This is a genomic window from Ochrobactrum sp. A-1, assembly GCF_022488005.1.
Taxonomy (GTDB): Bacteria; Pseudomonadota; Alphaproteobacteria; order Rhizobiales; family Rhizobiaceae; genus Brucella.
In genome coordinates this window covers 1,004,421-1,017,060 of the sequence record NZ_JAKVQC010000003.1, presented here as the reverse complement: position 1 = coordinate 1,017,060, position 12,640 = coordinate 1,004,421, and the positions used below count along the sequence as shown (strand labels likewise).

The window sequence follows — 12,640 nt, the reverse complement described above, 5'->3', positions numbered from 1 at the left end:
TTATCCTGACAAACAGACTGAACAGATACTCGTTCACCCCGAGCCAATTGTTTCGGTTGTAGAGGTGGAGCGTGCGCCGGATATCATTCCGCAGCCGCAGCCGCAGCCGCAGCCGCAGCCGCAGCCGCAGCCAGTTGTGGAAAATACTGTTCCTGTATCGGCAGCTGACATGCTGGGGCTTACTGGGCAGGACTTGCCAGTGAAGCAATTCATGAAGCAGTGCGACCTTCTGATTGCCAACAACCGTGAGAACTGGAACGAAGATACGGCAAAGGACGTCAAGACAGTTGTCCACATTTTCTGCGGTATTCTGGACGAGCACAATGTTCTCACGAGCAGCGGCATTAACCAGACCCACTTGGCGGCATTGCGCCAGCATTTCAATAACATACTTGTCAGATGGGGAAGCAGTTCCCGTTACGTGGCGATGACAACAGTGCAATTGCGCGAGGCAACCCAACAGGCGATAATTCGCGCCGAAAAGCTCAATCTTCCGGCACCCAAGGTTGGCTTGTCGAGTGGAACAATCAGGCGCCACCTTGGTAATCTCGAACAGTTCCTGAACCATCTTGTCGCGTCAGGTTTCATGTTGCGGGCATTTACGTTCAAAGGGATCAAGCCGAAGAAACGCAGCCTCGCATCCGTTCGGGCGTTGACTGCTAAACCCGGCCCTGAGCAGGTTGAACCGATCTTCCAGCTTCCGGTATTCACCGGTTGTGCCGGGCCGATGCCGCAGGAAATGCGGGAATTCGGGCAGACCGTATATCATTCGTCCCTTTATTATGTGCCAATGCTTTTTGCATATCTGGGCGCAAGGCGCGCCGAATTTACGGGCCTCATGGTTGATGATGTGGTTTACGCAGGGGATGAAGGTATCTGGTCCATCAAAATTCGGAAAAATGAGCTCCGAGGATTGAAGAACCTCCAGTCAGTCCGCGATCTCCCCTTGCCAGATGAGCTTATCCGACTGGGTTTTATTGACTACGCAAAGCGTTTGAAGGAACTCGGACACAGATGTTTATTTCCAGAATTGGTCGCTCCAAGACGCAAAAACGATACCGGTGATCGTTTCTATAAGAGCTTTGTTCCTTTGCTCAAAGCGGAAACGGGGCTTGGTGATCAGCTTTGGAGCCGCGCAATCCATGCCTTGCGCCATGGTTTCAGCAACACGCTGAAACAGAAGGGGATAGAAATGTCGATCATGGAAGACATTACCGGGCATCTGGGCCGAACGGAGGGAGAGACACGTTATACGGATATTGCCAGCTTGACGGTAATGAAAAAAGCGATTGACGTTTATCCGGCCATTACGGGCCATCTGCAACCACAGCCCTTATGTTTGCTGCCATATGTTGAGGCGAAAGAGCCTGCGCCATGGTTTACAACGAGAAAGCCGAGAAAACGGGTGCGATCTTAAAGGTATTGCTGAAGGGGAGCCTTGGCATGGCTCCCCGGGACCGCGGCGCTGCCGATCAAAAGCGAAACACCCGAACGGGACGCACCACTCTGTGTCCCAGGTTGCCTATACCGCTCCAGTTCAATGATCAGCTAATCTCATTTCAAGGTTCAATTATCATATTCTCGTCTGTTTTTTGATCTTGCGCGGGCGACCGACATGTATTCCTTTAAGTCTCGCTGCTTCCATACCAGCGCGCGTGCGCTCGCTTATTAATGTGCGTTCAAACTCTGCGAGAGCTGCCATTATATGAAACACAAGTCTCCCGCCCGAGGAGCTGGTATCGATGCTTTCAGTAAGTGAGCGAAATTCAACGCCGCGGCTTCCCAGAGAGTTTACAAGTTCAACGAGGTGGATGAGTGATCGCCCGAGTCGATCAAGTCTCCACACGATCAGCATGTTACCATCGGTCAAACTTTTTAGCGGCTGCTGTAAGGCGGGTCTTTCTGATACAGCACCGGAAATCCCCTGATCTGTATATATATGCGTGCATCCCGCTCTTCTCAGGGCATTAATTTGCATGTCCATTTTCTGGTCATCGGTAGAGAGGTGGTTCGGGAAATCTGGACAACGGAGATAAGTGGAATTTCTGCCTGACTTCGGCTTAGATGCCGGAACAGGAGATACCATGACGAGACGACCACGCCGGAACCACAGCTCTGCTTTCAAGGCAAAGGTGGCGCTTGCCGCCATTCGAGGCGAGCAGACACTGGTGGAATTGTCCCAGCAGTTCGACGTGCATGCCAACCAGATCAAGCAGTGGAAAGACCAGCTCCTTGAGGGCGCGACCGGCGTTTTCGGCGATGAGAACAAGGCGGAACCGGCAGGGCCAATCGTTGATGTCAAAACGCTTCATGCCAAAATCGGCGAACTGACGCTGGAGAACGATTTTTTGTCCGGTGCGCTCGGCAAGGCGGGATTGCTGAGCGGAAAAAAATGATTGACCGCGCGCACAAGCTGTCGGTTGCAAGGCAGGCCCGGCTTCTCGGCTTCAGCCGTAGCAGCGTCTACTATTCTCCACGATCAGTGCCGGACAGCGATCTGGCTTTGATGCGGCGGATCGACGAACTGCATCTCGACTACCCTTTTGCTGGAAGTCGGATGTTGCAAGGGCTTTTGAGAGGAGAAGGGCTGGAAACCGGGCGACTTCATATCGCAACGCTGATGAAGAAGATGGGTATTGAGGCGATCTATCGTCGCCCGAATACCTCGAAACCTGCACCAGGTCACAAAATCTATCCCTACCTTCTGCGCAAGCTGGCGGTCACCCGGCCCAACCAGGTCTGGGCAACGGGAATAATCGTCTAGGATGGTCGATAGATAGAACCAGCCCCAGCCGATAACCTTCGGGCTATATGATCGAGGAGATTTTGATGAAGACGAGCAGATTCAGCGAACCGCAAATCCTTGCCATCCTTCGCCAGGCGGAAGGCGGCGTTCCTGTACCCGAGTTATGCCGGGAACATGGAATGAGCACTGCGTCATTCTACAAATGGCGATCCAAATACGGTGGCATGGATGCCTCGATGATCAGCCAGATGAAGGCTCTGGAGGACGAGAACCGTCGCCTGAAGAAGATGTATGCGGAGATGAGCATGCAGGCGGAACTGCTCAAAGAGGCTCTTGGAAAAAAGTGACGCGGCCATCTCAACGCCGGGAGATGGCCGGGAAAGCAGTGGCGTTGCGTGGGGTGAGCGTTGCGCTTGCCTGCCGCACCTTCGAGGTCAGTGAGACATGTTATCGTTACAGCGCCAGGCTGAACGACGAGAACGAGCAGATTGCCGATCTCCTGATCGGACTGACGCAGGCAAAGAAGACCTGGGGCTTCGGTCTGTGTTTCCTTTATCTGCGCAATGTCCGGGGGCATCACTGGAACCATAAACGCGTTTACCGCATCTATCGTGAGCTTGAATTGAACCTCAGGATCAAGCCGCGCAAGCGGTTGAAGCGGGACAAGCCCGATGCTCTGACCGTGCCAGATGCGCCGAATATGGTCTGGTCCATGGATTTCATGGCCGACCGGCTGGAGGATGGAAGGCAATTCCGGCTGCTGAACGTCCTGGACGACTTCAACCGCGAAGGTTTGGGCATTGAAGTAGACTTCTCGCTGCCTGCTGAACGCGTCATCCGCAGCCTCAACCAGATCATCGAATGGCGCGGCAAACCATTCGCAATTCGTGTTGATAATGGGCCGGAATACGTCAGTGGCAAACTGATGGAGTGGGCTGCCAACCAAGGCATCGCCTTGAGCCATATCCAACCCGGCAAGCCACAACAGAATGCGTATGTCGAGCGCTACAATCGCACCGTTCGGAATGAGTGGCTCGACCAATACATCATCGAAAGCATTGAGGAGGCGCAGGAATTTGCCACGCAGTGGCTATGGACCTACAACAACGAACGTCCCAATATGGGCATCGGCGGCGTAACGCCCGCACAGAAACTGAAAATGGCCGCGTGAATTCTACTGACGAGCCCCGTTAAAAACGGGGGGATTACCGCTCCACAAGCCGGATGATCTCAAGCTTTTCGGTGGCGGGATATCTCATTCGTCGTCGCCCCCATCCCCGATCATGCTTTTTTTAAGCAGGCGGTTTTCCAGCGTGACGTCGGCCAATGCTTCCTTAAGGTCACGGCTTTCACGACGCAGCGCTTTTACTTCGTCACTGGTAGCAGAACGGGCCGTATCACCAGCAAGGCGTTTTTTGCCAGCTTCGAGAAATTCCTTCGACCAGCTATAATACAGGCTCTCGGCGATCCCCTCACGACGGCAAATCGCAGCAATACTGTCTTCGCCACGCAGGCCTTCCAGAATAATGCGGATTTTATCCTCTGCCGAATAATGTTTACGCGTCGCGCGACGTATATCCTTGATCGTCTTCTCCGCGGCAGATGTCTGCGGCATCGTTTTCTGTCTCATCTTCGCTTCCTTCGAATAAGCTATGATGAGCCGAAAATCCTCTCTTCTTAATTAAACCAGTTTTGTCTCAAAGGCGCTGATGTCGGACACTGCGGCTGATCTCGACGCCATCGCGCAAATAGATTGCCTCCTGACGGTAAAGTGGAAGGCCATCGGCATACTTGGAAACGGCTATATAGGCGAGCAGGCGCTCTGTCGGCAGACCGCCCTCGATGATATGGGCAGGCGCAAGCGCCTGAACCACACCATCATGGTTCCGGAATGCGTATTTGGGGCGACGCATCACGATAACCCGGAACTTCGGGGGCACGACATCCAGCCGTTCCGAGCGATCCTCGCCAATCAGAACCTTTTCCAGACCCTCGCAACCAGCCGGGATATCCGGTTCGATGACTTCCTCAATACGTTCGAGATGAGCGGCAAAGCCCTTGCGCGGACGAGGTGCCCGTTTCGGCTTGCCCTTGGCCGCATCGTCAAGCTCGCTACGGATTGCCGCAAGACCGGTTTCCACTTCCTCGAAAGCAAACGATACCTGTTCATCGCTGACATCAAGGCGCAACCGTTCGGAACGGGGACCATGCTGGGTGCGCTGCAAAACCTTCATGATGGATGTCAGATTGGCAATCCGCTCGTTGGCGCTCTTTTCTACCGCTTCCAGCCGGGCGATCTTAGCCTCTGCAGCCTTCAACCGGACTTCTTTCGCAGCCTGCTCACGAGCCATTGCGAGCACCATGGCTTTCAGTGCGTCAACATCGTCCGGCAGATCGTGAAGCGGTAAATCCATGAGGCTGAGTAGAGCATAAAAGCGGCCGTTTTCCCAACCATTACAGCATCATGAATCATCTTGCCGCAGGCGTTGTCATCCTGTCAGCAAAGGGCGTCTTGTCCTGTTCGGGCGGATCTTTTTCCAGTCCCTTCCAGCCAACAAAGCCATGAGCTGGGAATGATCCAGACGTATCCTCGCAACTGACAGGCCCGGCCAGCAAAAGCCACGGTCCTCAAGCGTTTTCGAATAAAGGCAAACGCCACTGCCATCCCACCACACAATCCGGACCCGGTCGGCACGTTTTGACCGGAAGACGTAAAGTGCGCCATTGAACGGGTCGAGACCGCCATCACGGACAACTGCCATAAGGGACGCGGCTCCCTTGCGGAAGTCAACGGGCTGACAGGACACATAAACCACCACGCCGCCGGAGATCATGCCTTGCGAACCGCCCTTAGGACTTTCATCAGATGATCCGGATCGAAGGCTGAACCGACGCGCACCACCATGTCGGCAACAACAATATCGACAGAACCGTGATCAGCTGTTTCAACACGCGCAAAGCTGACCGGGCTTTGCGTTCCCGCCGTTACTGGCGAGACAGCACCAGACGCAAGCGCTTTACGACGCCAGCCATAAAGCTGCGAGGGATCCAGTCCTTCAGACCGAGCAATCGCCGAAACGTTGGCTCCAGGTTGCAAGGACGCGGCCACAAGCCGTGCCTTCTCGTCATCTGACCAGTCACGCGGCTTGCGGCGACGGCGTACGGGTTCCGCTGTCAAAATCTCAAATATCTGGGAGTGATTCATATCGTCATTCATAGGACGCTCCGTGTGATTCATACGGAAAATCGCCCATCACACCGACTAATGATACGTGGGGTAGCCTAGCCGCTTACTGTGTTTCGGACATAAGTTTGGGAAGTATATTCCATAATACAAACGACGTTTGCATTATGGGCCCAGTACGCGATATGGATTGTAAGAATTTCCCGGTACTTCATTTGAAGTTGCGGGTCGGATGCCGCAATGTGTCGACAAGTCGTTTCGATTTGCCAGCAACGCATTTCAAATTGCAATAATTTGCAGTAATCCGATTCAAAACCTGGGAAGAGCGTTACAGAGTTACGGACAATCGTTGCTGAACCCGAGATTTCTGATTCACGCGCAAACGCCGTTTGTGGGCGGGCGGGGGAACGAAAAACGCTTTGCGCCGACAGATTTCGGGCTCATAATTTGATTGTTAGTGGGCAACTGGGGGTGAAATGGCAGCGAGCAAGCAGCAGGCTGAACGCTTGCGCAAACAGCGAGAGCGGCAAAAGGAATATCGGGATCGTTTGAGAGCAGAGCGTAAACCGACGCGCGACGACGTTGCTCGGGTGTTCTTGCATTTCATGATTGCCAAAGCGATGAAGTCTGGCAACCAAGACGGGATCGAGAAGCTGATTGATATGCTGCTTGATGGGCTGTCAGATCAGGGTTTCGATAAAGATGCTTCATTGGATGTCATTGATGATCTGATTGACAAATACACCAAAAGGGGCTGGGATTTCCGACGTAAAGTGCATCTGATGCCTCATGGAGATGCCGACGACCCCGAACAATGAAGATGGCTTCCAAAACTGTGGCTACCTGATTTCAACTGGTTTGTTTCATAAACGGCGTTTGTTCTTTTTGTCTGTTCTCCCCCCATTACTTCGTGAAACGCCGTTTGCAGATGAATCGGCAATCTCGAGTTTGAAATGGCAGGCCGGTCGGCGCGCACAATGTGCAGGCACGTCATTTCGATTTGTCGGCAACGCGTTTCAAATCGAAATAATTTGCAGTAATCCGATTCAAAATTCGAGAAGAGCGTTACCCGAGCCGATTTTTCCGATTCGGCCGCAAACGCCATTCGAAGTAAGGCCGGAACATGTCAGGCATCGAAGTTTTTCAAATCCATGCTTTGTTCCTGGCGAGGCATCCGGCAAGGGTGCTTCACTGAATGAGCACTCTGGCCTGTTGTTAAAATGGGGCCTGAGGGCCCCGTCTGTGGATAACTTTTTGCCTTGCTTTCAACCGCCCGGATCAGTGGCCGATTACAGCAGAAGCCTTACGGCTACTGGGGTTTGAAGCGATTGGAGTTAATCCAAAAAAGCCGGTGATATCCGGGACTTAGATAAAAATACTCAATTGGGATATTTTTTCGTTTCAGATCCTTGCAGCGCGTTTGAGATCCTGCAATAGTTTCATTGTCTGATTGATCAGACGCCTCCATCCCGGTGCGGGAACACCAGAATGGAGACTAACTTAGCCTGCCAACACAGGAGCCAAGCTATGCTGGTTATTATCGACATTTATCCTGGATTAAAAGATCTGTGGCCTGATAATCTTATCGGCCTTGCGGCTCCGCAGCGGAAATAATTTCCGCTTCTGATGCGTTCGGCGCTTTTTAAAAGCCCGAACTCCCAATTCCTCACTTTGGCACTCTGGTCGTGTGCGTTCGCGCGCAACGTCACGGTCTTTGCTGTCTTCAGAAAAATTGGTGCCGCTTGCAAGGGCAAGGCGCGACCGACCGTTCATACTCATTTGGCTCCGGCGATTACACCGCTTCGGACAAGGAGGACTCATGTCTGCAGAAACTGTCGTTGGTTACATCGATTTAATCGAACACAAAGTACCGGTTCGCAATGTCGGACGAGAATTGCATGCGTCGCAAAATCTGGCATGGCTGTTTAACAGTATTGTCCATGCTGAAGATCGGGCCAGCCAGAAACGTGCCGTTCGTGATGCATTGCTGCGATGGGCGATCTGGAATGAGGGTGAGAAATTTTTCGCGCTCATTGAAGAAGCATCAGCACGGGTAAAGGTTTCAGGTGATACAGCACCGACACGTGTGATGCCGATAACACGCGATATTCTTAATCGCGTCGTCAGTTCGGCTGACCGGAAATCTGCACCGAGTGAAGCTATCCTTGCGACGGCAATTTCGGCATTGCCCAACAACGTTCCGTACGCTTTTGATCTGGTGCATTACGATGCTGAAAAGAAAGCGTTGCGGTTAATCAGTATGGTCTATGGCATCGGTATGCATAAAGACGCGTTAAATCAATGGCGCAATGAAATCGCGACCCTGCCGTCGGCATGGGCCCGTCTGGCACAGCAATATTATTATGACATCGACATTGAGCATTGCGAATTCGCGCTGATTGATCCGCTGCTCGATGACAGTGATGAAGAAACCGGGGTCTGGTCGATATTTGATCTTGATCAATTACTCGGCAAAGCTGGGATTGCAGACAAGGTCGTGGAGTTGCAGGAGGCTCTCTGGGGAGACCTTCTCATCCAGATTGGTGACACTTTTGCAGATACGCAAGGTGAACAGATGCGGTTGATGGAGCAGGAAATCATGCAGATTGCCCTCAGGGCTCTCGACTACAGGTCAGCACCGCAAGTTCAAATCCTGACGCCAGGTGATGCGTCGCATTGAGCAGATGGGGCAATGCGGGCGCTGGATCCGCGTAAAATTGAAGGAACCAGCGATCACGGACTTCTCCGTTATTCGTTACCGTGGCACAGGACAATTGCTACGGCACCCTCGAACACGGACATCAGCCTTTTCAATTATTGGCCAACGGCCAACCGGTGAGAGCGGATGTCATCGTGAAAATAGCGGGGTGTCGACAATAGAGGATCTACTGCACGGCGAATAGTCAGTTGGCATTTGCTTCCCGCTGAACTGTCCAACTTTTTCTTTCTAAAAGGATCAGAGGCGTTGAACTTCAGGAAACGCCTATTCCCGGGCGCGTTGTTGCGCGCCCGAACGACCCCTCATTCTCTTCATTCATCAGGACACGACATGACAGTTACAATCAAGAACGGAAAATACAATCGCGAACAGCTCGAACTCGAAATCAGGATGCTGAAATCTCTGGTCACCGATCTCGAGCGGATATTTGAGGGTAATTATCCGAATGAGCGGATACTGACAAATTCACCGGCGATCACCAGCTGGAAACTTAGCGCACGGCGCGTAGCGTGTCTGGAAGGCGTGCTGTTCGAGCATCCCCGGCTCGGTCCCATCGTGCCCAACGGCATCACGTCAGAACTCTGGCTTCTCGATCTTGACCGAAATTATGCGCGCACATTCAGCCGCTTTTACCGCCTTGGCCAAAAAGACATCGGCCAGTGAGAAGGGATGAAACTTATCAGGCTACGCACATCCATCGGCATGGCAGGCGGTGTGGAGGTCTGTGCACCTCTGCCAGAGATGCGGTTGCCTGCCATGGAAAACCTGACATGAAAACGGCTCTGGAAATACGGGTGGGAATAGAGGGAGAACGGCATGAAACTCTGGATCTGGTCTGACGTGCATAATGAACTGCAGGATGTTGCCTATCCAACACGGGAAGAAGCGTCGGACTGTGATGTGATCATGATTGCCGGCGATCTCAATGCGGCGCCAGATATCCATTTGACGCTAGAATTCCTGATCAGGCGCTACAAGAAGCCAATCCTGTATGTGCCTGGCAATCACGAATTTTATCAGAACAAGTGGCTTATAGGTGATCGGGACCGTTCGCTGGAGAGCGACAGGCAGACGATCAAGGCAATCGAGGCGCGTTCATTGGATTGGCCGCAGCGGTTTTATTGCCTTGATGCGGATGAGGTGATTATCGGCAATACGCGCTTCATTGGCGCAAGCCTGTGGGTCGATTTCCTGATGAAACTCACCGCGAAGTCTGATTTGCCGCAGCGAATGTGGATGGCGCGTCAGATGCTCAACGATTTCCATGCCATCTGCATGCAAGATGGCAAACGGTTCACGCCGGAGGATATGCTGGAGCTGCATCGCGCAGATGCGGCCTACATTCGTCAGAAACTGGCAGAACCGTTTGACGGCCCCACCGTGGTGTTGACCCATCACATGCCGCATCCAGATTGCACGCCGCCAGCCTATGCGGGTCAAGACGCAAATTACCTGTTCGCCTGTGGCGCAGAGGCCTTCAATGACATCCTTCATTCTGAAAAGGCTCCGGATTTGTGGGTCTGTGGCCATACGCATCATGCCTTTGACGTTCAGATCGGTCAAAGCCGCATTGTCTGCAATCCTTACGGCTACAAATGGGAGCAGGGCAGAAACGGCTTTCGGTGGGACTGGGTGATCGATACAGAGTAAATGACAGCTCAAGGTGACAGAACCATTGCCGGTGTTCAGCCATCACGCGTATGGGCCGCGAAAAGGAAGCGGGCGACATAGCAAGGCCGAAGCGTCGCCCGGCATTGCTACTGGTTATCGAACATTGAAAATTGTTCGTGAATGATATGCTCAACAATAATTTTCGCCTATTTTCATATCACCGAAAATTTGAATAAACTTATGCTTTTGAGCCGCCCCGGGTTTGCCGTCACAGTTTTTCATCGGCTACAATTCCGCACTGGATGATTGTTTCGATATGTTGCAAACTGCTGCAAATTGTTTCAATCACACCTGTGCACCTGCCGGTTGCGAGAGAAAAAGTAATTTTGAACTGAGAGGAAGCGATATAATCCGTTGCTTTATGCGCTCCCACCATAGGAAATGATGCATGATGTACAATGCAGTAGCCGAGCGTAGATGCTTTGAGAAAGAGGGTTCGGGAAATTTGACCTGTTTAGAGAAGTAGGTTTCTACCTGGTTTCGGCTCCGCTGCGGACTTCGATGATATCGAATGGGTCCTAAATGTGCCGCATTCGCGAGCAACGACAGAGTTGACTTAACAGTTACATTTCGTCAATTACGCTACGGCGGATTGACTAAATTTATTCGAGAAGATGGCTGTCGTGACAAATAGCAGATTGGCCCGGAAAAAATCATGAGTATCGAGATATCTAGAGCAGAAGTGCCTCATGAGGTTGTAACGGCAGAGCCAACCAAAGGAGCTAAGGTCGCCATAGGGGACATTTCGGAGGCCCTATCGAAATATCGCTTGGCGTTAATTTTCGGGTGGCAAGACGTCGCACAGCGTTATAGACGATCCAGAGTCGGGGCCTTCTGGTTGACCTTGAATATGGCTGTGTTTATCGGCGCGCTGGGTTTGATATTTGGGACGCTTTTTCAAAGCGAAATGCGCGAGTTCCTGCCGTATCTTTGTGCAGGCGTTATTACATGGGGTTTTATCTCGACTTGTCTGAATGAGGGATGCACAACATTTACATCTTCAGACGGCATAATTTTGCAAGTTCGAATGCCATTGTTTACGCATGTCATGCGCGCTCTATGGAGAAATATAATAATATTCGCCCATAATATTGTTATTTTTCCGATCCTTCTTATTATTTTAGGTAGAATGGTCAGTCCGAATGCGCTTTGGGCGGTTCCTGGTTTTATCCTCCTATGTCTCAATTTATCGTGGATGATGCTCATTCTTGCGGTTCTTTGCGCTAGATTCCGCGATATGACGCAAGTGGTTACGAACATTTTGCAGGTGTTGTTTTACGCCACTCCCATTATGTGGATGGTTAAGATACTACCTGACCACGTTTCTAAGGCATTTATCGAGTTGAACCCATTTTATCACTTCATCGAGCTTGTACGAGCTCCGTTATTTGGCGCATCACCGTCCCTACTTGACTGGACCTTCGGTTTTGCTTGCGCGATAATTGGTTGGGTCGTCGCCATCTTATTCTTTGGACGATATCGCTGGCGCGTAGCGTATTGGTTGTAGAAAATGAGTTTAATTCAGCTTCAGAATGTGAGTGTCGAATTTCCTATCTATAATTCGACCAGCCGTTCATTAAAAAACAGGGTTCTTAGTATCGCTACAGGCGGAAAAATCGAGAGGCGAAGTGATCGCCTAGTGATTGTACGCGGCCTTGATGATGTATCTATGACGTTTAGAGATGGTGATCGAATCGGACTGATTGGTCACAACGGATCAGGAAAAACCACGCTACTGCGTGTCTTATCGGGTATTTATACGCCAACAAATGGAAGTTCTGTAATTAATGGCCATTGCGTATCCTTGATCAATATCAATCTGGGAATAGATCCAGATGCTACGGGCCGGGAGAATATTCGTCTGCGCTCTGCGATGATGGGAATGTCACCCGAAGAAATTGCCGAAAAGTTCGACCAAATAGCAGAATTTTCCGGACTAGGTGAATTTTTGGATGTCCCATTCCGCACTTATTCATCTGGTATGCAATTAAGGTTGGCATTCGCGACCTCAACGGCGATTCGACCCGAAATTCTGATCATGGACGAATGGCTTTCGACAGGGGATGAAGATTTCAAAGAACGTGCAAACGCACGTATGCGCGATCTGGTCGATTCAACAAAAATACTTGTTCTCGCAAGCCATTCAAAAGATTTAATGAAAAAGAACTGCAATAGGATAATCTGGCTCGAACATGGGCAAGTCAAAATGGACGGATCTCCTGATGAGGTGTTGGCAAGTTATTTTGGCGAATGATGGAATAAACCTGTCATGTATAACATGAAGGTCAGTGGAATGAATAGTGTGGGGGGCTAACCGTTG

The 12,640-nt window shown here is 51.4% G+C and carries 11 protein-coding genes and 3 pseudogenes; 9 read left to right on the top strand and 5 right to left on the bottom strand.

Annotated features, from left to right (window positions below):
* Positions 1–64 precede the first annotated feature (64 nt).
* Positions 65–1,417, top strand: coding sequence for a hypothetical protein (locus tag MKS82_RS06700; protein WP_240578557.1), 1,353 nt, complete (start codon positions 65–67; stop codon positions 1,415–1,417).
* A 156-nt stretch (positions 1,418–1,573) separates the two neighbouring features.
* On the opposite strand, the gene MKS82_RS06695 is transcribed toward MKS82_RS06700, so the two are convergent.
* Positions 1,574–2,086 carry a recombinase family protein gene (locus MKS82_RS06695; RefSeq protein WP_445558061.1) on the bottom strand — a complete coding sequence of 171 codons (513 nt, stop codon included), beginning with the start codon at positions 2,084–2,086 and terminating at the stop codon, positions 1,574–1,576.
* Between MKS82_RS06695 and MKS82_RS06690 the strand changes: the two are divergent.
* Positions 2,085–2,755 (top strand): annotated as a pseudogene (locus MKS82_RS06690) (IS3 family transposase); the annotation flags it as partial. The gene MKS82_RS06695 and the pseudogene MKS82_RS06690 overlap by 2 nt on opposite strands.
* Positions 2,756–2,829: 74 nt before the next feature.
* Positions 2,830–3,917 (top strand): IS3 family transposase gene (locus MKS82_RS06685; RefSeq protein WP_240578556.1). Its coding sequence is split into 2 segments (ribosomal slippage): positions 2,830–3,091 and positions 3,091–3,917, totalling 1,089 coding nucleotides; the frame shifts between segments, so codons are not numbered across the junction.
* A 37-nt stretch (positions 3,918–3,954) separates the two neighbouring features.
* On the opposite strand, the pseudogene MKS82_RS06680 reads toward MKS82_RS06685, so the two are convergent.
* From MKS82_RS06680 to MKS82_RS06665, 4 genes and pseudogenes are all read right to left on the bottom strand, one after another.
* Positions 3,955–4,376 (bottom strand): annotated as a pseudogene (locus MKS82_RS06680) (transposase); the annotation flags it as partial.
* Between the two features lie 76 nt (positions 4,377–4,452).
* Positions 4,453–5,160: pseudogene (locus MKS82_RS06675) on the bottom strand (IS66 family transposase); the annotation flags it as partial.
* Between the two features lie 75 nt (positions 5,161–5,235).
* Positions 5,236–5,580: an IS66 family insertion sequence element accessory protein TnpB gene (tnpB, locus tag MKS82_RS06670; protein ID WP_445558060.1), complete on the bottom strand. Its 345-nt coding sequence runs from the start codon at positions 5,578–5,580 to the stop codon at positions 5,236–5,238.
* Positions 5,577–5,963: a transposase gene (locus MKS82_RS06665; RefSeq protein ID WP_240578554.1), complete on the bottom strand. Its 387-nt coding sequence runs from the start codon at positions 5,961–5,963 to the stop codon at positions 5,577–5,579. Before MKS82_RS06665 ends, tnpB begins: the two co-directional genes overlap by 4 nt.
* Before the next feature lie 443 nt (positions 5,964–6,406).
* Between MKS82_RS06665 and MKS82_RS06660 the strand changes: the two genes are divergently transcribed.
* From MKS82_RS06660 to MKS82_RS06635, 6 genes are all read left to right on the top strand, one after another.
* Entirely contained in the window at positions 6,407–6,748 is a 342-nt protein-coding gene (locus MKS82_RS06660; RefSeq protein WP_240578553.1) for a hypothetical protein, read from the top strand.
* Positions 6,749–7,665: 917 nt separating this feature from the next.
* Positions 7,666–8,610, top strand: a complete 945-nt coding sequence (locus MKS82_RS06655; protein WP_240578552.1) for a hypothetical protein — start codon at positions 7,666–7,668, stop codon at positions 8,608–8,610.
* Positions 8,611–8,979: 369 nt separating this feature from the next.
* On the top strand, positions 8,980–9,312 hold the full coding sequence (locus tag MKS82_RS06650; RefSeq protein WP_240578551.1) for a hypothetical protein: 333 nt from the start codon (positions 8,980–8,982) through the stop codon (positions 9,310–9,312).
* Between the two features lie 153 nt (positions 9,313–9,465).
* Positions 9,466–10,299, top strand: a complete 834-nt coding sequence (locus MKS82_RS06645; protein ID WP_240578550.1) for a metallophosphoesterase — start codon at positions 9,466–9,468, stop codon at positions 10,297–10,299.
* Between the two features lie 676 nt (positions 10,300–10,975).
* A complete protein-coding gene (locus tag MKS82_RS06640; protein ID WP_240578549.1) occupies positions 10,976–11,827 on the top strand; it encodes an ABC transporter permease in 852 nt (283 codons plus the stop codon).
* Between the two features lie 3 nt (positions 11,828–11,830).
* Complete coding sequence (locus MKS82_RS06635) at positions 11,831–12,574, top strand: ABC transporter ATP-binding protein (RefSeq protein ID WP_240578548.1); 744 nt, start codon at positions 11,831–11,833, stop codon at positions 12,572–12,574.
* The last annotated feature ends 66 nt before the right edge of the window (positions 12,575–12,640 follow it).